This window comes from Pseudomonas sp. S8, from assembly GCF_050473925.1.
Taxonomy (GTDB): Bacteria; Pseudomonadota; Gammaproteobacteria; order Pseudomonadales; family Pseudomonadaceae; genus Aquipseudomonas; species Aquipseudomonas parakoreensis.
Map to the genome: position 1 here is coordinate 4,196,392 of NZ_JBFDVZ010000016.1, position 20,072 is coordinate 4,216,463.

The following is a 20,072-nucleotide window of genomic DNA, read 5'->3' on the forward strand; positions in this document are numbered from 1 at the left end:
GCCCGCGATGGCGGCATCACTGACGCCACGCGGACAACGGCTCAGCTCCAGGGCTTGGGCTCACCAAACAGCTGCCCCTGCACCCCATACAAACCCATCTCGCGAATCACCGACAATTCCCCTTCGGTCTCGACGCGCTCGGCAATCAGCGGCAGATCAATGCTGTGCGCCGCCCGCTGGATGGCTTCGATGAACAGACGCTTGTCACTTTCCTGATCGATCGCACGAATATAGCTGCCATCGATCTTCAGATACGCCAGCCCCAGCCGCGCCAGGTTGCCGATCATGCTGAAGCGTCCACCAAAGCGCTGCAGGCTCAGGGAGAAACCGAGTTCACGCAGACGCCGGGTCAACTGCTCCAGCACCGCTTGCTCCGGCAGTTGCTCCTCACCGATCTCCAGCGTCAGACGCTCGCCGAGGTCGGAGTGCGCGCGCAGAATCTCGAACACTTTGTTCAATGCCTGTGGATCGGCCAGGGTTGCCGAGGACAGGTTCAGCGCCAGCGAATCCTCGTGCCCTTTCATCTGCTCCAGAACGCGTTCGAGCATCAGGCGGTCGAGTCGTGCGGTCCAGCCAAAACGCTCGAGCCACGGCAGGAAACGTCCGGCGGGAATGGTCTGGCCCTGCTCATCCAGCAAGCGCGAGAGCACTTTGTAATGCAGCACCAGTTGCGTGTCCTGCGCAGCCACCACCGGTTGGAAATACAACTCGAAGCGCTGCTGATTCAGCGCCTGATCAAGCAATCGATGCCAGGCGTGATGATCGTCGCCAACCTCGGCCACCAGGCTCTGATCGATGCACGCCCAGTTCTGCTCGCCCTGCCCTTCGGCCTGCGCCAGCGCCTGATCACCCAGGGTCAGCACTGCTTGCGGTGAATCGCCGTGGGCAAACGGGGCGAGGCCGATGGAGGCCACGGCCGGCACATCGGTTGCGCCGGTGGCGTGCAGGCTGCTCAGCGCACTGTCGAGGTTTTGCGCCAGTTGCAGCGCCTCTTCACGCACCAGCCCTGGCGCCAGCACGGCGAACTCACCGCCGCGGATGCGCGTCACGAGGTTCTGGGTTTCAGGGTATTTGGCGCACTCGCGGGACAATTGCTCGCCGACGGCTTTCAACAATTCATCCGTGCGCTGACCGCCCAGGCGCTGGTTGAGCCCGGCCAGATCCTTGACCCGCAACAACAGCAGGTAACCGGAACTGGCCTGCTCCGGGTTGCTCACCCGATTGTGCAGTTGCATCTCGAAATAGCGCCGATTGGCCAGCCCCGTGAGGTTGTCCTGATAAGACTCGGCGCGCAGTTTTTCACTGCGCTCGGCCTGTTCCTGGAACAACGCCTTGAGCTTCTCGACCATCTGGTTCATCGCCTGCACCACGCGCCGCAGTTCCGGGGTGCGCGGCAGCTCCGGCAGGCTGAGGAACTCGCGACGGGCGATGGCGTGGGACTGCTTGACCATGTAATCCAGCGGGCGCAGTTGCCGGCGCAGCAGCAGCGCGCCAAGCACGGCACTGACCGCGCCGCACAGCAACAGCCAGCCGAGGCTGCCCAACGCGCTCTGCCACAGCTTGGCCACGGCAAACATCGGGTGGCTGACCACCTCGACCCGCGCGGCCTGCTCCCAGCCACGGCTGACCAAGGCATCGCCACCGGCCGGTTCCAGGCCGATCAGTTTGACGAACCAGTCAGGCACATTGCTCACCGCCGGAATCCCGCTGCGCTCGACGATGGTCTGGTCGGTCTTGAGGTCGACCACACGGATGCTCGCGTAATAGCCGCTGTCGAAAATCGAGCTGACCAGCAGCTCGACCATCGCCGGGTCGTCGATATTCGGCGTCAGCGACAACGCCAGCGCCGTGGCAGCGTCCTGGGCATGGGAGCGCAGCTGGTTGACGTACTGGGTGCGCGAGCTCTCCAGACTGACCATGAAGCTGCCGGTGAAAGCGACCACCAGGAACAGACAGATAGCGATCAACAGCTGTTTGAACAAAGACATCTGAGCGCGTGCTCCTAGTTAGTCGTTTCGACCGGAAAACCTTCGGCCTGCATTTTCTTCAGCACATCCTGCCAGCGCGACAGGCGTTTGGTGTCACCGACCTTTTTGTTGCCCTTGGCTCCCGGCAGATACAGACCTTCAGCATTGAAAGAGTAGACCGGCAGCAAATCGGTTCGCTGGGACGCAGGCTGAATCGGATCGATCAGGCTGTCGAGCACCAGCGGCATGGCATCGGGGGTGGCGTAGTAAGTCAGTACCATGTGCGCGCGATTCTGGCGCAGTGCCTTGACGTAGGTGATGCGCAGCTTGTCACTGGAAACCCCGAGATGGCGCAGGCTGAAATACTTTGCGATCGCGTAGTCTTCGCAATCACCGGCGCCTTTCCACAGCGCTTCGATGGGCGTCTCCCAATAATCGACCTGGCCCCACAGATCGATGTCCTCTACATAGCGCACCTGTTTGTTGAAAAACAGGTTCACGACTTTCAGCTTTTCCATCTCGCTGACTTGTTTCTGCGTGGCCAGCAGGTTCTGCCAGGCATCGATCCGCTGCTGCCCGGCGCCCAGCGGCCCGTACAGCGCCGTGGCTTTGCGGCTGATCGCGGAAAAATCCCAATCGGCATGCAGACCGCCCAGCATGACGCCGGCCAGCAGCAGTGCGCAGCCTAGCCAGCGCAAAGTCCGAGGGATCGCGAAACGTACCGCCACAGCAGGTTTCCAGGGGGCAGGAAGGAAAGCGTTTGATGGTGAAGCTTAGCCCGGCAAAAAACAATGGCACCATGAGATCATCGCCAGCGCGCTAAACTTTACTCAGGACAGCAATCCTTTACGTGGTTTGACAACCTGTAGAGCAATCACTAGTGTCTTTGGATCCAAATTACGTCTTCATTCAGGGTGAGTAGTTGTGACACAGAAGCCCAAACCGCTGCACAGCATCAAAGTCGATGGGCCGATTCCTGCACATCTTGCCCGTTCGATCATCGAGGAGACGTTGCGCTCGGCGATCCTTGACGGTCGTTTACCGTGCGGCACTGCCCTGCGTCAGCAGGATCTGGCTGACCTGTTCGGGGTCAGCCGCATGCCGGTGCGCGAGGCTCTGCGTCAGCTGGAGGCCCAGGAGCTGCTGAGCGTCACGACCCACAAAGGCGCTGTGGTTGCCCCGCTGATTCAGGGCGACGCTACCGAAACCTACGAGTTGCGAATCCTGCTCGAATCCGAAGCCATGCGCCAGTCGGTTCCGCTGCTGACCAGCACCGATCACGCGCTTGCCGCCAGTTTTATCGAAGCACTTGAGACCCAGCACGACTACAGCGAAATCGGTCGGCTCAATCGCCTGTTCCACATGGCTTTGTACAGCAAGGCGCCGAATCAGCGGTTGCTGCGACTGGTCGAAGGCGGCCTGAATGAAGAAGAGCGCTTTCTGCGTTTCAACCTTGAAGCCATGGGCCTGGGCAAACTGTCCCAGGAAGATCACCGCGCGATGCTCCAGGCCGTAATCGAACGCGATGTCGAACTGTCGGTGAAGCTGCTCACACAACACCTCAACCGTGGCGTCGAGGTGATCACCCGTTACCTCGCCAGCCCTGCCGCACAGCAGCGCAAGGCCGTTCGCTGATCCCCTCCACGCCGGTTTCAGGCCCTTGCAGCTGACCGGCGAATAACCCGCTTACAAATCCTCTCTACGGTCTGCCGCAAACCCGGTGGCGGATTCGCCTGTTCGCTCTAACCTCCCAGCGCCCCCATAAGTCCGGTATTGCAGCTCGCCGCGGACGAATCGGTCATAGCCGTCCCGCCAATTTACCCGCACTCTTGAACAGCCAACCCATGAAGAACGGGGACGCACCGCACCGCCGGCGCAGTCCTCGCACCAGGAACCTACGGAAGGAGCCTTGCCACGGGATAAAAGGAAGTTACGGCGCCGTTCCCGGCCAACTTTCACCCCTATACATAACTTCAACCCTTGTATCGAAAAGTTGCTCTGAGTGAGGCATTCACTCTTGTCTTCAATTTTGGCCACTGTTCGCCGAAAGGAGCAACTACGCCCAAGTAAAACCTAATTAATAAGTTTTACCGGATCGTCTCATACTTAAAAAACAGCAAACTTAAAATAATTAAAAATAAACTTGTTAAGTTATTTGATGATGTATTAGCTTTTCCTCGCCGAGCAGGTTAAACCCCGCAAACACGGCACGGCTCCGCACTTAGCTGACAGCCTTGGCAAATAGTCGCCCAGGCATAGCCCAGAGCCTCCCATGCACTTCGCATACTTTCATTTATCTGAATGAGGCCAGCGCTCGCCACTATAAAAGTTTAAGAAACAGCCAGTCCGCGTTGACGCACCGAACGAGCAACTCTCTCTATTCCAATAACACCGAGGTTAGCCATGATGCCAACTAAAGAACAACTCGCCCTGATAAAAGCTCAATTGAGCGTTCATCCGATCTTTACTGAAATCGATTCGTTATCGGTACTGCGCCGGTTCATGGAATCCCACGTCTTCGCCGTCTGGGATTTCATGTCGCTGACCAAGCGTCTGCAACAGGAACTGACCTGCACCCGTCTGCCCTGGCTGCCGCCGCGTGATCCGCATGCTGCGCGGCTGATCAACGAGATCGTGCTCGGCGAAGAGTCCGACGACCGTCCCGCTCACGGCCATTACAGCCATTTCGAACTGTATCTGGACGCAATGCGTGAAGTCGGTGCGAGCACCACGGCGGTCGAACGGTTTGTCGCGTTGCAACAGGAAGGCGTGAGTTACGACGTCGCCCTGCAAAGCGTGGAAGTGGATCCGGCAGCAGCAAAATTTGTTCGCGAGACGCTAAACACCGCGCTGCATGCGCCAGGCCACAGCGTCGCTGCCGCGTTCCTGCATGGTCGCGAGAGCGTCATCCCGACCATGTTCCAGCGCATCCTCGATGACTGGGGGATCGGTATCGAACAGGCGCCGACCTTTCGCTATTACCTGGAGCGCCACATCGAGGTCGATTCCGAAGATCACGGTCCGGCGGCGGAGCAACTGCTTGAGCGTCTGGTCGATGGCGATCCGCAACGCGAAGCCGAGGTCTACGCCAGCGCCATCGCGGCGGTTGAAAGCCGCATCGCCTTGTGGGACGGCCTGCGTCTGAGCATGCGCGAACCGTTGGCGGAGGTGGCCCAATGAACGCCGCCGATTACCAATCCTTCGCCGACGCCTGGGAAAGCCGCGCCACCATCCGCACCCGGCCACGGCGCGTACTGGAAGACGATGAGCGCCTGATCTATCCGTTGAGCCGCCAGCCCCTGGTGCTCAGCGAAACCTTCCTGCGCGAGTGCCCGCATCAACGGGATTTTGCCCTGGTGCAGACGCTGTACAAGTTCATTAACGACGTGGTGATTTTCGAGACCGAGATCGTCGACAAGACCGCGCGCAGTATCGCCAAGAATCGCTTTGCCGTGGCCTTCCCGTTCGCCTGTCGCTACGACGCCATGACCGTGGTGGTGGACGAGGATTACCACGCGCTGGTGGCGATGGACTTCATGCAACAGACCGTGGCGATGACCGGCATCGAGCCGATCGAACTGCCCACTGAAATCGAACTGAGCCGGGCAATTCCTGCCGCCGTGGCACTGGCGCCCGAGCACCTGCGCAGCGCCGTGGAACTGATCTGCGTGGCGATCGCCGAAAACACCGTGACCGGCGATGTCGCAGCGTTCGCCCGGGACGATACGGTCAAGCCGTCGATCAAAGGCCTGATGGCCGATCACTTGCTCGACGAAGGCCGGCATTCCAGCTTCTGGGCGCGCATGGTGCGCATCTATTGGCACACCGCCAGTGACGCCGACCGGGAAACCATCGCGCAGATCCTGCCGGTGTTCATCGGCCATTACCTGACCAACGACATCCAGAAGTCCTTCGATCTGCGCCTGATCGACGCCTTGCCGGTCAGCGATGCCGTGCGCCGTTCCCTCAGGGACGAGATGACCGGGCTGGCCTTCCCGATCAATCGCCACCATCCGCTGGTGGGCAACATCGTGCGTTTTTTCCACAGCAGCTCGCTGCTCGACACGCCCTGCGTGCAGCACGCCCTGCGCGACTATCTGGTTTGATGAGGAGGCTGACATGAGACGTCTCGACATTTTGCTGATTGGCGCCAGCGAGGCCATGACCGACCTGGCGCAGGAACTCGAACAACACGGTCACACCTTGCTGCGCAGCGGCGCGGCGCAATCGCCGGTGGATCTGATCATCGACGATGGCTTCATCGGCGCCGGCGATTTCTGCGCCATCCCGCACTTGCACCTGCGCCTGGGTATCGCTGCGCAGAGCCTTGGCGGTTTACCGACGCTCGACCTGCTGTGCTTCCTTGGTTCGTCTCTGATCTGCCGCGTGCCGATTGGCGATGAGCCGTCCGGCAACGGTCAGGCTCTGCGCCAGCGGGTGCTGACGCAGGTGGTCGACGAAGTTGCGCTGCTGGTCAGCCGTTTCTCCCGCGATGCCGAGTATTTCCAGCAGGTGATGCCCGCCACGGCAGCAGATTTCGAACAGGTGGAAGACCTGCGGTTTCTCGACAGCCTGGCCTACGTCCATCGCCTTAACGACACGGCCAACCCGATGCTGCTTACGCAGGCGCAGATCCCGTTGATCGAGCGTCTGCAACGCAGCCTGATCGAACACGCCGAGCGACCGGCGCTGCACCTGGCCGAGCAGTCGCTCAGCTATCGCCAGTTACACGCCCACAGCTGTGCGATCCAGCAACGCCTGCTGCCATTGCTCGAGCAACATCCGCAGCCGTGGATCGTAGGTATCTGTCAGCCGAAAAGCCCGGCGCTGTTTGCCTCGATTCTGGCGGTGCTCGGCAGTGGCGCGGTGTACCTGCCGCTGGAGCCGAGCCATCCGTTGCAGCGCCAGCAATACATCCTGCAGAACGCCGGCGCGGTGTTGTTGCTGCACGACGGCGAGCACCCGCTGAGTGAGTCAATGCCCGGTCTGGATGTCAGCTGTATCGACAGCGCGGATGCGGATCCCAGCCAACCGTTGATGCGTCAGCGGCCGACGCTTGAAGCGCCGTGCATGGCGCTCTATACCTCGGGCACCACCGGGCATCCGAAGGGCGTGCTGCTGAGCCAGGCGAACCTCGCGCACTTCACCGCGTGGTACGCCGATTACGTGCAGTTGCGCGCTGAAAGTCGGGTCTTGCAGTTCTCTTCGCTGAGCTTCGATTCTTCGCTGATCGATATCTTCCCGAGCCTGCTGAAAGGCGCCGAACTGGTGGTGCCGGATGACACGCAACGGCGCGACCCGCTGCAACTGGTGGCGCTGATCCGCCGCCGGCAACTGACCCACGCGTTCCTGCCGCCAGCGCTGCTGAGCATCCTGCCGCTGGAGCACCTGCAAGGCGTCGAAGTGATGACCGGCGGCGACGTCTGCGAGCCCTTCGTCATCGAGCAACTGACCCGTCAGGGCAAGTTGCATAACCTCTACGGCCCCACCGAAGCCACGGTGCTGATCACCGCCCGGCAACTGCAACCGGGTGACAGCAACCGCACCCTCGGGGCGCCGATCGCCAATAGTCAGGTGCTGATTCTCGATGACGACTTGCAACCGGTGCCGGAGAACACTGTCGGCGAATTGTTCATCGTCGGCCCCGGCGTTTGCCTCGGTTATCTGAACAACCCGCAGCAGACCGCCGAGCGCTACCTGACCCTGCAACTGCCGCACGGCCAAACGTTGCGCGCGTACCGCAGCGGCGACATGGCCAAATGGGGCGAGCACGGTATCGAGCTGTGCGGACGGCGCGACAATCAGGTGAAGATCCGTGGTTTCCGGGTCGAGCCGGAGGAGATCGAACGCTGCCTGCGCGAGAGCCAGTTGTACCGTCAGGTGGCGGTGGTGATCGACAGTCAGCGGCGGATTCTGGCGTTCCTTGCGCAGCCGCAGTCGGACGCTGCACGCGATCTATTGAAGGCGCATGCCCAGCAGTTTTTGCCGGACTACATGCAACCGGTGGCGTGGACTGAACTGCCGCACATGCCATTCGCCAGCAACGGCAAGGTCGACCGCAAGGCGTTGCTGGAACTGCCGGTGAGCGTGCAGGACAGCGGCCCGAAATGCCTGCCGGCAAATGCCGACGAAGCGCTGCTGCTGGAGATCTGGGCGGAACTGCTGGAGCTGCCCACCAGCGATATTTCCACCGACGAAAGTTTCTTCAACCTCGGTGGGCATTCGATCCTGCTGTCGCGCATGTTGCTGCGTTTGCGTGAGGAGTTCGGGCGCAGCATCTCGATCAACCGCTTCATCGAATTGCCGACCATCATCAAGCTCGCAACGCTGGTGCGCGGGACCGATGACAGCGCGGTGCTCAGCGCCCAGGCCATGGCCGACGCCGAACGCCCGCTGAACATCGAGCCGTTGCCGATCAGTCGCCTGGGCGATGTGCACAAGGTGATCGTCACCGGCGCCAACAGCTTTGTCGGCGTACACATTGTCGAAGCGCTGCTCGGCTGGGGCGCCAGCGAGGTGGCGTGTCTGGTGCGTGACGGTGGCGGACAGACGGCGGCGCAGCGCTTTGCCCAGGCATTGCGCGAAAATCGCCTGGAGCATCTGGACCTGAGCCGGGTGCGGATCTACTCGGCAGACATCACCCGTCCGCAGCTGGGCCTGGCCGACGCCGATTATCAGCGCCTGGATCGCGAGTTCGGCGCACTGGTGCACAACGCCGCCAACGTCAACCATGTGCTCGATTACGAGTCGCTGGCCGCGGATAACGTCGAGCCGATTTTCGAGCTGCTGCGCCTGTGTGAAGGGCGCAACAAAAAGGTCTTCAACTTTGTCTCGACGCTGTCCGCTTCAAGCACTGTCGATAGCGACGGCCGCGTGCTCGAACTGCCCGCCGCGCCAACACCGCCGATCTACATCCGCAATGGCTACAACCTGTCGAAGTGGGTCGGCGAGCGCATCCTTGAACGGGCGCGCGAGCGTGGGGTGTGGGTCAACCTGTATCGCCCCGGCAACATCAGTTTCAACAGCCTGAGCGGCGTCTGCCAACCGCACAAGAACCGTTTGATGCTGATGCTCAAGGGCTCGATCCAACTCGGTCAGGTGCCGGCCTTCGCACTGAATTTCGACCTGATGCCGGTGGACTTTCTCGCCCGTTTCATCGCCTTCCACGCCAGCCGTTATTCGACCGAGCGAGCGGTGTTCAACCTGCACAACCCCGAGCCGCTGAGTTGGGATGCCTACGTCGCTTCGTTCCGCGAAACCGGCAGCGAATTTTCGCTGGTCAGTGTCGCCGACTGGCAACAGCAGCTGGGCCGGGTCGACGCCGACAACGCGCTGTTCGGCGTGCTCGGTTTCTACCTCAACGGCTTCGAGGAAGACATCGGCGACATCTCCCTGATCGGCCACGCCAACGCGGAAGCCGGCGTGCAACAAATGGGCGCGCAGTACCCGGAAAAATCCCCGGCGCTGCTGCGTCGCGGCTGCGATTACCTGAAACAGATCAACTTCATCTAGTTCATCAAAAAGGAGCAACACCATGAGCAATCTGCAACCCGACACCTTGATCAAAAACCCGCACGGCTGCCACGTTGTGTCGTCGGTGGAAGTGCCGGCGGACGCGGCGCAGGTTTGGGCGGTGGTCGGCAACTTCGCCGGTTTCGACCGGTTTATTCCGGCGCTGTCGCACATCGAAATGACCGGTGAAGGCGTGTCCTCGCTACGCAAGAAGTTCTTCAAAGACGGCAACGTGGTGGTCGAGCAACTCAACTCCCGCGATGAGCTGGCGCGCGCCATGACCTGGACCACGATCTACAACACGCTGGGTGTGGCCAATCTGTGGGCAGCGATGAACGTGGAATCTTTGGGGGCGGGCAAGTCGCGGGCGACCTGGACGATTATTGCCGAGCCGGCAAGCGGTGGTGCCGAGGCGCTGCCGGGGTTCAAGGATTTCGTGCAGGGGTTTGCCGATGATGCGATGGGGAATGTGCTGAAGCTGTTTGTCTAAGGCTTCAGATTGGCAGTGATTGCACCGCCGCTATCGCTGGAAAGCCAGCTCCCACAGGTTCCAGGTCGGTCACAGATATTGTGTTCGCCAGAAATCCTGTGGGAGCGGGCTTGCCCGCGATGAACGATAACGCAGTCTGCTAGACGTCAGATCTTGAAGCTGTCGACCAACTGCTTCAACCGATTCGCCTGCTGCGACAACGCATCACAATCCTTCAACGTTTCATTGAGGTTGGCGACGCTCTGCTGGTTCAGCAGGTTGATCTGATTGACGTCGACGTTGAGGGTTTCCACTACCGCCGTCTGCTCTTCGGTTGCTGCGGCCACCGACTGGTTCATGCCGTCGATTTCACCAATGCGCTGGGTCACGCTGACCAGGCGCAGGCCCGCCTGATTGGCCACTTCCACGCTCTCTTCGCTGGACGCCTGACTGGCGTTCATGGTGGTCACCGCTTCACGGGAACCGACCTGCAACGAAGTGATCATCTTGTGGATCTCTTCCGCCGATTCCTGGGTGCGATGCGCGAGGTTACGCACTTCGTCCGCCACCACCGCAAAACCACGTCCGGCTTCACCGGCACGGGCCGCTTCGATGGCCGCGTTGAGCGCCAGCAGGTTGGTCTGCTGCGAGATGCCTTTGATCACATCGAGGATGTGGCCAATGTTGTCGGTGCTGGCATTGAGGGTTTCGATCTGGGTGCACGACAGGCTGATCTTCTGCGACAGCTCGGTCATCGCCTGAATCGTCTGTTCGACCACCTGACGACCGTCATCGGCCTGCTCGCTCGCGCCGCTGGCGTGTTGCGAAGCGTCGGCGGCGTTGCGGGCGATTTCCTGAGTGGCGGCGCCCAACTGGTTGATCGCGGCGGCCACACTGTTGGTGCGGGCGCTTTGTTCGTCGGAACCGATGATCGAAGCGTTGGACGAGGCCATCACCCGTTGCGACAGGTCGTGTACATGACGGGTGGCCGACGACACTTCGGAAATCGACGCGTGAATGCGCTCGACGAACTGGTTGAACGAACTGCCCAGTTCAGCGAACTCATCCTTGCCTTGCACGACCAGACGACGGGTCAGGTCGCCTTCACCTTGAGCGATGTCCTGCATCGCACGACCCATGGTGGTCAGCGGACGCATCAGAACGTTGATCAGCAGGCTCAGCAGCAGCGCAATCGCAGCGACCGCGACGAACATCGCGATCAACGCCGAAGTGCGGAACTGGCTGAGCGCGGCATAGGCCTTGTCACGATCGATCGACAGGCCGATGTACCAGTCGGCATTCGGCAAGCCGCTGACCGGGGTGAACGACAGGATGCGCTCCTGGCCGTTGAGTACCACGTTCTGGTTGCCCTTCTCGATGCGCACGCCAGCGTTCGGGTAGATGTCCTTGAGGTTCTTCATCACCTGGTCTTTGTCCGGGCTGACGATTACCTGACCGTCACCGCTGACCAGGAATGCGTGACCGAGGCCACCGAAGTCCACCGAATTGATGATCTTCACCAAGGTTTCCAGGCTCAGGTCACCGCCGACCACACCCAGCAATTCGCCATTGTTTTTCACCGGCATGGCGATGGTCACCACCAGACCACCAACCGCCGCCATGTACGGCGGCGTCAGCATGGTTTTGTCGGCAGCGACGGCTTGCTTGTACCAAGGGCGCTGACGCGGGTCGTAGCCGTCCGGCATCTTCGCGTCAGGGCGCTGGGTGAACACACCGTTGGCTTGACCGACGTAGGTGAACTGGAAGTTCGAGGTGAAGGCCGGTTGATCGACCAGCCCCGGGAAGTCGGCGTTCTTGCCCTGATGGGCAACGTTTTGCGCGAGGTTTTCCAGCACCAGAATTCGCCCGCTCATCCAGTTCTGCACGCTGCTGGCGGTCAGATCGCCGGCCTGCTGCACGGACGACTGGAGGTTCTGGCGAATGGTGTTGCGCTGCAGGTAGTCGTTGTAGAGGGTGAACAAAGCGAAAGCCAGGACCACGACGCCCGAGGCGGCCAACAGGATTTTATGGCTGAACTTGAGATTCATTTCATGGGACTTCTTATGCAAAAGTGGGGATGCGTTCCGGGATGCAACATTCCATGTACAGCGCAGGCGGCGTTCTGACGGCCGCTCTACTTTGGTGCACGCATGTCTCACCAGTCTGTCGGCACGCTTCGGAGAAAACTTAGCGCTTTGCAGGAAATGCACGGCATTTCTGCCAGATTCCCGCCGAACGGCGTGCCAGAGCGTTCGTCTGTCATTTTTTGATGACTGTTTTGCAGCGCCGGTTGCAAATTCTGTAGCCCTTGATGACAATGCGACTAATTATCATTTGTGACGTTCGGGCTGTTGCGTTCATGTCCTCACCTGAGTTTGCAGTGCAGGCGCTTTACAGGAGTCATCACGGCTGGCTCAACGCCTGGCTGCGAGCGCGACTGGGCAATGCCGCGGATGCGGCGGATCTGGCCCAGGACACCTTCGTCCGTCTGCTGCAGCGCAGCGAACGCCTGGAACTGAAAGCACCTCGCGCATTTTTAAGCACCATCGCCCGTGGCCTGGTGATCGACCTCTGGCGTCGTGAAGAAATCGAACGCGCCTATCTCGAAACCATCGCCCACTTGCCCGAAGCCGAAGCCCCAAGCGCCGAAACCCGCGCGCTGGTAATCGAGTTGCTCGAGAGCATCGCGCGCATGCTTGAAGGCCTGCGACCGAAAGTGCGTCAGGCGTTTCTGCTGGCGCAGTGCGAAGGTTTGACCCACAAGCAGATCGCCGCGCAGATGGGTTTGTCACTGCGCTCAGTCGAACGTTACGTCGCCGCTGCGCTGTATCACTGTTACGTGTTGCGGTATGCAAGTTGATGCCTGTGGATAACAACTCAGTCGGGCGTCGCGCCGAGCCGCCGCAACAGGTGGTCAAGCAAGCCATTTACTGGTTGCTGCGGCTGCGCAACAACCATGGCAATGCGCGTCTGAGTCATCAGTGCGACGCGTGGCGCGCCGAACATCATGAACATGAACTGGCCTGGCAGCGCGTGCAGTCGCTGCAGGCTGAACTGAGCCATAACCTGCGCGCCGTGCCCGGTGCCCAAGTGGCGTTCCATACGCTGGAAAACAGTGCGCAAGGGCTCGGACGGCGACAAGCCTTGAAGCTGCTGTCTGGCGCGGTGCTGATGGGCTCCGCGGCATGGCTGGCCAAGGACACCTCCGTGTGGCAGCAGTGGCGCGCTGATTACGCTACGGCGACCGGCGAGCGTCGCGGGTTCCAGTTGCCCGACGGCACGCGGATCGAGCTGAACACTGCCAGCGCAGTGGATCTGGATTACACCGCGCAGCAGCGGCTGATCAAACTCAATCGCGGCGAAATCATCGTCACATGCGGCGGTAACGATGAAGGCGCGGCGTTCAATCGGGCGCTACGCGTACAAAGTCGTCACGGCGTTTATGAGCCGACCCACGCCCGCTTCATCCTGCGTCAGGACAGTGATTGCACGCGGCTGAGCGTCACCCACGGCCGTGTGACCATTCATAGCGCTGGCACCTCGGTCGAGGCACTCGCCGGGCAGACCTACCTGATCGATCACCACCAGGTACGCCCGGCGCCGCCACCAGATATGGACGCGGGCGCGTGGGTCGACGGTCTGATCGTCACTCGCAATATGCGCCTGGGCGACTTTCTCAACGAGGTCGGACGTTATCGTCCAGGTTTCGTGACGTGCGCGCCGGCGGTGGCAGATTTGCGCCTGTCCGGCGTATTCCGCCTGGAGGACACCGACAAGCTGTTGACCATTTTGCCGCAGACGTTGCCGGTGCAATTGCGCTACCGCACCCGGTGGTGGGTAATGATTGAGGCAGTGGCCTGAAATTATTTTGGCGGTTTTTTGCGGCAAATCCGGCTTGGTCAGTAAGCACTTCCATTCCGCTTTAGCGACTTGCCACGGAAACCGACAATGACTGTCCGCATCACCTCTCTGCATTTCACTGCCGAATCAGGCCTGTTACGCCACGCCGTTCGCGCCGCCCTGCTCTCCACTGTTCTAGGCACCGGAGTGTTGCCTGCCCTGAGCCTCGCCGCCAATGCCAGTGAAGCGAGCAGCCATCGCTACAACATTGGCGCCGGCCCGTTGGACGACGCGCTGAACCGGTTTGCGCGCGAGGCGGGTATCACTTTGTCGATGACACCCCAGCAAACGCAGGGGCGGCAGTCGCCGGGCGTGCAGGGCGAATATTCAACCGATCAAGCGTTGAGCCATTTGCTGAGTGGCTCGGGGCTGGAAGCGGTCAGCCAGGATGGCAGAAGCTATATTCTGCACTCGGTCAGCGACAGCGATGCATTGGCGCTGCCGGCTACTGATATCAAAGGCTTCGCTCTCGGTAACGCGCTAGGCAGCATGGAGGGCTACAACGCCACCCACAGCCAGATCGCCACCAAGACCAGTACCGCGCTGCTGGAAACTTCGCAAAGCGTATCGGTGGTGACTCGCGAGCAAATGGACGACCAAGGCTCGCAGACCGTCTCCCAGACGATGCGTTATACCCCCGGCGTGCTGACCAACCCTTACGGCGCGACGCATCGCTACGATTACGTGGCGATGCGCGGTTTCAACGACGGTTCGGTGGACAACATCTATCTCGACGGCCTCAAGTCGATGGGTGACAGCGGCACCTACAGCACCATGCAGGTCGATCCGTATTTCCTTGAGCGCGTGGATATTCTCAAAGGCCCATCGTCGGTGTTGTACGGTCGCAGTTCGCCCGGTGGACTGGTGGCGCTGACCAGCAAAAAACCGTTGTACGAGGCCTATCATCAGGTTCAGGCCACGGTCGGTACCCAAGGTCAGCGCGGGGTCGGGTTTGACTTCAGCGGCCCAGTCGATGACGACAAGCGCATTGCCTATCGTCTGACCGGTTTGACGGATCAATCCGACACGCAATTCGATCACAACAAGGAAAAACGCTTCGCTCTCGCCCCGACCCTGAGCATCGATTTCACTGAAGACACTTCGCTGACGCTGCAGGCGTATCTGCAGCACGATCCGGATGGCGGCTACCACGGTGGCGTTCCGGCGGATGGCACGATTCATCAGCGCAACGGCAACCGCATCTCGCCGCACTTCTTCGAGGGCGAGCCGGGAGTTGATGGGTATTCGCGGGATCAGCAGTCGTTTGGCTATCAGTTCGAACATCGCTTCAACGATGTCTTCACGGCGCGGCAGAATTTCCGTTACCTCGACTCCAAAGTGAACATGGATCAGGTCTACGCCTATGGCTGGACGACGCCAACCAGCAACGAACTGAACCGCTATTACACCGGCGGCGATGAGCGTCTGCATGCGTTCATCGTCGACAACATGCTGCAGGCCGAATTCTTCACCGGTGCCACCAAGCACACCGTGTTGATGGGCGCAGATTATCAACGGCGCAAAACCGTGGTCGACTGGACCAGCGGCGGCCTGGCGCCGATCAATGCCTTCGATCCGGTCTACGGCAATTCGGCGATCGACATGTACGGCGAGACCAGTTATCTGCGCCGCCTGGAACAAACCGGCGTATACCTGCAAGACCTGATCGAGATAGACCAGTGGCGCTTCTCACTCGGACTGCGTCAGGACTGGGTCGAGACTTCCGATGAGAACCGTATCGCCGAAGCGGGACGGCCAGTGGGCACCGAAATCAACGACCGCCGCACCAAACTGACCGGCCGCGCTGGCGCCTTGTATCTGTTCGAAAACGGCTTGGCGCCGTACATCAGCTATTCCGAGTCGTTTAACCCGAACTCGTATGCTGACAGCGCCGGCAATCCACTGCCGCCAACCGACGGAACGCAATGGGAAGTCGGCCTGAAGTACCAGCCGCCAGGCACCGATAATCTGTTCACCGCCTCGCTGTTCCATATCGATCAGGAGAACCTGGCGACCAAGCTGCCCCAGGAAAATTTCTACCGTGCTGTCGGCGCCGTGCGTTCGCAAGGTCTGGAACTGGAAGCGCACATGCAGGTGACCGACAACCTGAAAGTGCTCGGTAGCTATACCTTCACCGATATCGAGTATTCGAAGTCGATGGTCAGTACCCTGAGCACGCCGACCGATGTGATCGAAAACAAAGGCAACTCGCCGACTCAGGCACCGCGGCACATGGCATCGTTGTGGGCCGACTACAAGTTCGATAGCGCGGCACTGGATGGCCTGCGTTTGGGCGGTGGTGTGCGTTATGTCGGTTACAGCTGGGCGGATGCGGAAAACACACTGAAGGTGCCGTCTTACACGTTGTTCGACGCATCGATCGGTTATGACCTGGGCAAGGTCGGCTTGAAGGGCGTCGACGTTCGATTGAATGCGAACAACCTGACCAACGAATCTTACGTGGCCTCCTGCGCCAGTCTGAGCTTCTGCTACATGGGCGAAGAGCGCAACGTCGCGGCCACGGTCAGCTACCAGTTCTGAACCTTAGCCTTGTGCATAAAAAAGCCAGCCCCTGATCATTCAGGGGCTGGCTTTTTCGATTTTAAGGGCGCCGTTCAAACGGCCTCAGCTGAGGCGGTGCGATTACTCCATGACAAACCGTTCCGGAAGAAGTAATCGGTTGCCTGGAAGATCAATACGGCTCGCAAAGCGGCCTGATTTTTGAATTCCCTGAAACGACAAAACCCCCGTCTGCGTTAGCAGACAGGGGTTTTGGAATTTAATCTTGACGATGACCTACTCTCACATGGGGAAACCCCACACTACCATCGGCGATGCATCGTTTCACTTCTGAGTTCGGGATGGGATCAGGTGGTTCCAACGCTCTATGGTCGTCAAGAAATTCTGTATCTGGCCCGTCAACACGGTAACGTGCCAGCAAAATCGGTGACTTCTACTAAAACAAAACCCCAACTGCTTTCGCAATTGGGGTTTCGGAATTTAATCTTGACGATGACCTACTCTCACATGGGGAAACCCCACACTACCATCGGCGATGCATCGTTTCACTTCTGAGTTCGGGATGGGATCAGGTGGTTCCAACGCTCTATGGTCGTCAAGAAATTCGGGTACTGACTCGTGACCGGCTGGCCTCGCTTCAGCAAATCAGGTATGTGATACAGGTGTTTTGTGAGCAGCGCGAACTTTCGGTTCATTGCGTCTTCACACACCGCAATCTGGTCTCTTTCGAGCATTCAGATTGCTTGGGTGTTATATGGTCAAGCCTCACGGGCAATTAGTATTGGTTAGCTCAACGCCTCACAGCGCTTACACACCCAACCTATCAACGTCGTAGTCTTCGACGGCCCTTCAGGGAACTCAAGGTTCCAGTGAGATCTCATCTTGAGGCAAGTTTCCCGCTTAGATGCTTTCAGCGGTTATCTTTCCCGAACATAGCTACCCGGCAATGCCACTGGCGTGACAACCGGAACACCAGAGGTTCGTCCACTCCGGTCCTCTCGTACTAGGAGCAGCCCCTCTCAAATCTCAAACGTCCACGGCAGATAGGGACCGAACTGTCTCACGACGTTCTAAACCCAGCTCGCGTACCACTTTAAATGGCGAACAGCCATACCCTTGGGACCGGCTTCAGCCCCAGGATGTGATGAGCCGACATCGAGGTGCCAAACACCGCCGTCGATATGAACTCTTGGGCGGTATCAGCCTGTTATCCCCGGAGTACCTTTTATCCGTTGAGCGATGGCCCTTCCATACAGAACCACCGGATCACTAAGACCTACTTTCGTACCTGCTCGACGTGTCTGTCTCGCAGTCAAGCGCGCTTTTGCCTTTATACTCTACGACCGATTTCCGACCGGTCTGAGCGCACCTTCGTACTCCTCCGTTACTCTTTAGGAGGAGACCGCCCCAGTCAAACTACCCACCATACACTGTCCTCGATCCGGATAACGGACCTGAGTTAGAACCTCAAAGTTGCCAGGGTGGTATTTCAAGGATGGCTCCACGCGAACTGGCGTCCACGCTTCAAAGCCTCCCACCTATCCTACACAAGCAAATTCAAAGTCCAGTGCAAAGCTATAGTAAAGGTTCACGGGGTCTTTCCGTCTAGCCGCGGATACACTGCATCTTCACAGCGATTTCAATTTCACTGAGTCTCGGGTGGAGACAGCGCCGCCATCGTTACGCCATTCGTGCAGGTCGGAACTTACCCGACAAGGAATTTCGCTACCTTAGGACCGTTATAGTTACGGCCGCCGTTTACCGGGGCTTCGATCAAGAGCTTCGCGTTAGCTAACCCCATCAATTAACCTTCCGGCACCGGGCAGGCGTCACACCCTATACGTCCACTTTCGTGTTTGCAGAGTGCTGTGTTTTTAATAAACAGTCGCAGCGGCCTGGTATCTTCGACCGGCATGAGCTTACGGAGCAAGTCCTTCACCCTCACCGGCGCACCTTCTCCCGAAGTTACGGTGCCATTTTGCCTAGTTCCTTCACCCGAGTTCTCTCAAGCGCCTTGGTATTCTCTACCCAACCACCTGTGTCGGTTTGGGGTACGGTTCCTGGTTATCTGAAGCTTAGAAGCTTTTCTTGGAAGCATGGCATCAACCACTTCGTCACCTGAAAGGTAACTCGTCATCAGCTCTCGGCCTTAAGATCCCGGATTTACCTAAGATCTCAGCCTACCACCTTAAACTTGGACAACCAACGCCAAGCTGGCCTAGCCTTCTCCGTCCCTCCATCGCAATAACCAGAAGTACAGGAATATTAACCTGTTTTCCATCGACTACGCTTTTCAGCCTCGCCTTAGGGACCGACTAACCCTGCGTCGATTAACGTTGCGCAGGAAACCTTGGTCTTTCGGCGTGGGTGTTTTTCACACCCATTGTCGTTACTCATGTCAGCATTCGCACTTCTGATACCTCCAGCAAGCTTCTCAACTCACCTTCACAGGCTTACAGAACGCTCCTCTACCGCATCACTTGCGTGATACCCGTAGCTTCGGTGTATGGTTTGAGCCCCGTTACATCTTCCGCGCAGGCCGACTCGACTAGTGAGCTATTACGCTTTCTTTAAAGGGTGGCTGCTTCTAAGCCAACCTCCTAGCTGTCTAAGCCTTCCCACATCGTTTCCCACTTAACCATAACTTTGGGACCTTAGCTGACGGTCTGGGTTGTTTCCCTTTTCACGACGGACGTTAGCACCCGCCGTGTGTCTCCCATGCTCGGCACTTGTAGGTATTCGGAGTTTGCATCGGTTTGGTAAGTCGGGATGACCCCCTAGCCGAAACAGTGCTCTACCCCCTACAGTGATACATGAGGCGCTACCTAAATAGCTTTCGAGGAGAACCAGCTATCTCCGAGCTTGATTAGCCTTTCACTCCGATCCACAGGTCATCCGCTAACTTTTCAACGGTAGTCGGTTCGGTCCTCCAGTCAGTGTTACCTAACCTTCAACCTGCCCATGGATAGATCGCCCGGTTTCGGGTCTATTCCCAGCGACTAGACGCCCTATTAAGACTCGCTTTCGCTACGCCTCCCCTATTCGGTTAAGCTCGCCACTGAAAATAAGTCGCTGACCCATTATACAAAAGGTACGCAGTCACAGAACAAAGTCTGCTCCCACTGCTTGTACGCATACGGTTTCAGGATCTATTTCACTCCCCTCTCCGGGGTTCTTTTCGCCTTTCCCTCACGGTACTAGTTCACTATCGGTCAGTCAGTAGTATTTAGCCTTGGAGGATGGTCCCCCCATATTCAGACAAAGTTTCTCGTGCTCCGTCCTACTCGATTTCATGACTAAGAGACTTTCGCGTACAGGGCTATCACCCACTATGGCCGCACTTTCCAGAGCGTTCCGCTAATCTCAAAGCCACTTAAGGGCTAGTCCCCGTTCGCTCGCCACTACTAAGGGAATCTCGGTTGATTTCTTTTCCTCAGGGTACTTAGATGTTTCAGTTCCCCTGGTTCGCCTCTTGCACCTATGTATTCAGTACAAGATAACCATCTTATGATGGCTGGGTTCCCCCATTCAGACATCTCCGGATCAAAGTCTGTTTGCCGACTCCCCGAAGCTTTTCGCAGGCTACCACGTCTTTCATCGCCTCTGACTGCCAAGGCATCCACCGTATGCGCTTCTTCACTTGACCATATAACCCCAAGCAATCTGGTTATACTGTGAAGACGACATTCGCCGAAAATTCGCAA

General features: G+C 58.8%; 11 protein-coding genes and 3 rRNA genes. 8 read left to right on the forward strand and 6 right to left on the reverse strand.

Annotated features, from left to right (window positions below; translation table 11 throughout):
* Positions 1–41: 41 nt before the first annotated feature.
* Positions 42–1,988, reverse strand: coding sequence for a cyclic di-GMP receptor LapD (gene lapD, locus AB1J88_RS20000; protein WP_222017424.1), 1,947 nt, complete (start codon positions 1,986–1,988; stop codon positions 42–44).
* Between the two features lie 14 nt (positions 1,989–2,002).
* A complete protein-coding gene (lapG, locus tag AB1J88_RS20005; RefSeq protein ID WP_007962016.1) occupies positions 2,003–2,695 on the reverse strand; it encodes a cysteine protease LapG in 693 nt (230 codons plus the stop codon).
* Positions 2,696–2,891: 196 nt separating this feature from the next.
* Here lapG and AB1J88_RS20010 point away from each other — a divergent pair, with 196 nt between their 5' ends.
* The 5 genes from AB1J88_RS20010 (at position 2,892) to AB1J88_RS20030 (ending at position 9,969) form a co-directional block, all read left to right on the forward strand.
* A complete protein-coding gene (locus AB1J88_RS20010; RefSeq protein ID WP_430291814.1) occupies positions 2,892–3,602 on the forward strand; it encodes a GntR family transcriptional regulator in 711 nt (236 codons plus the stop codon).
* 768 nt (positions 3,603–4,370) lie between these two features.
* A complete protein-coding gene (locus tag AB1J88_RS20015) occupies positions 4,371–5,147 on the forward strand; it encodes a DUF3050 domain-containing protein (protein WP_041070902.1) in 777 nt (258 codons plus the stop codon).
* Complete coding sequence (locus AB1J88_RS20020) at positions 5,144–6,073, forward strand: diiron oxygenase (protein WP_430291815.1); 930 nt, start codon at positions 5,144–5,146, stop codon at positions 6,071–6,073. The genes AB1J88_RS20015 and AB1J88_RS20020 overlap by 4 nt, the downstream gene beginning before the upstream one ends.
* A 13-nt stretch (positions 6,074–6,086) precedes the next feature.
* The gene (locus tag AB1J88_RS20025; RefSeq protein ID WP_430291816.1) at positions 6,087–9,479 is read left to right on the forward strand and encodes a non-ribosomal peptide synthetase; all 3,393 of its coding nucleotides are present in this window, start codon (positions 6,087–6,089) and stop codon (positions 9,477–9,479) included.
* A 22-nt stretch (positions 9,480–9,501) separates the two neighbouring features.
* The gene (locus tag AB1J88_RS20030) at positions 9,502–9,969 is read left to right on the forward strand and encodes an SRPBCC family protein (RefSeq protein WP_430291817.1); all 468 of its coding nucleotides are present in this window, start codon (positions 9,502–9,504) and stop codon (positions 9,967–9,969) included.
* Positions 9,970–10,115: 146 nt separating this feature from the next.
* Here AB1J88_RS20030 and AB1J88_RS20035 read toward each other — a convergent pair whose 3' ends face one another.
* Positions 10,116–11,996 carry a methyl-accepting chemotaxis protein gene (locus AB1J88_RS20035; protein WP_108181292.1) on the reverse strand — a complete coding sequence of 627 codons (1,881 nt, stop codon included), beginning with the start codon at positions 11,994–11,996 and terminating at the stop codon, positions 10,116–10,118.
* A gap of 311 nt (positions 11,997–12,307) precedes the next feature.
* Between AB1J88_RS20035 and AB1J88_RS20040 the strand changes: the two genes are divergently transcribed.
* The 3 genes from AB1J88_RS20040 to AB1J88_RS20050 all read left to right on the forward strand — a co-directional run bounded on the left by AB1J88_RS20040 (position 12,308) and on the right by AB1J88_RS20050 (position 16,389).
* Positions 12,308–12,808 carry a sigma-70 family RNA polymerase sigma factor gene (locus AB1J88_RS20040; protein WP_086795007.1) on the forward strand — a complete coding sequence of 167 codons (501 nt, stop codon included), beginning with the start codon at positions 12,308–12,310 and terminating at the stop codon, positions 12,806–12,808.
* Positions 12,808–13,809, forward strand: coding sequence for a FecR domain-containing protein (locus AB1J88_RS20045; protein WP_430291818.1), 1,002 nt, complete (start codon positions 12,808–12,810; stop codon positions 13,807–13,809). The genes AB1J88_RS20040 and AB1J88_RS20045 overlap by 1 nt, the downstream gene beginning before the upstream one ends.
* Positions 13,810–13,896: 87 nt before the next feature.
* Complete coding sequence (locus tag AB1J88_RS20050; RefSeq protein ID WP_222017433.1) at positions 13,897–16,389, forward strand: TonB-dependent siderophore receptor; 2,493 nt, start codon at positions 13,897–13,899, stop codon at positions 16,387–16,389.
* Positions 16,390–16,631: 242 nt separating this feature from the next.
* Here AB1J88_RS20050 and rrf (AB1J88_RS20055) read toward each other — a convergent pair.
* From rrf (AB1J88_RS20055) to AB1J88_RS20065, 3 genes are all read right to left on the reverse strand, one after another.
* A 5S ribosomal RNA gene (gene rrf / locus AB1J88_RS20055) occupies positions 16,632–16,747 on the reverse strand.
* 105 nt (positions 16,748–16,852) lie between these two features.
* A 5S ribosomal RNA gene (gene rrf / locus AB1J88_RS20060) occupies positions 16,853–16,968 on the reverse strand.
* A 154-nt stretch (positions 16,969–17,122) separates the two neighbouring features.
* Positions 17,123–20,014, reverse strand: a 23S ribosomal RNA gene (locus AB1J88_RS20065).
* Positions 20,015–20,072: the final 58 nt, after the last annotated feature.

What these genes read in the sequence shown, in the direction of transcription:
- lapD (WP_222017424.1), bottom strand. Translation starts at nt 1,988, where the DNA reads ATGTCTTTGTTCAAACAGCTGTTGATCGCTATCTGTCTGTTCCTGGTG.
- AB1J88_RS20015 (WP_041070902.1), top strand. Translation starts at nt 4,371, where the DNA reads ATGATGCCAACTAAAGAACAACTCGCCCTGATAAAAGCTCAATTGAGC.
- AB1J88_RS20020 (WP_430291815.1), top strand. Translation starts at nt 5,144, where the DNA reads ATGAACGCCGCCGATTACCAATCCTTCGCCGACGCCTGGGAAAGCCGC.
- AB1J88_RS20025 (WP_430291816.1), top strand. Translation starts at nt 6,087, where the DNA reads ATGAGACGTCTCGACATTTTGCTGATTGGCGCCAGCGAGGCCATGACC.
- AB1J88_RS20030 (WP_430291817.1), top strand. Translation starts at nt 9,502, where the DNA reads ATGAGCAATCTGCAACCCGACACCTTGATCAAAAACCCGCACGGCTGC.
- AB1J88_RS20035 (WP_108181292.1), bottom strand. Translation starts at nt 11,996, where the DNA reads ATGAATCTCAAGTTCAGCCATAAAATCCTGTTGGCCGCCTCGGGCGTC.
- AB1J88_RS20040 (WP_086795007.1), top strand. Translation starts at nt 12,308, where the DNA reads ATGTCCTCACCTGAGTTTGCAGTGCAGGCGCTTTACAGGAGTCATCAC.
- AB1J88_RS20045 (WP_430291818.1), top strand. Translation starts at nt 12,808, where the DNA reads ATGCCTGTGGATAACAACTCAGTCGGGCGTCGCGCCGAGCCGCCGCAA.
- AB1J88_RS20050 (WP_222017433.1), top strand. Translation starts at nt 13,897, where the DNA reads ATGACTGTCCGCATCACCTCTCTGCATTTCACTGCCGAATCAGGCCTG.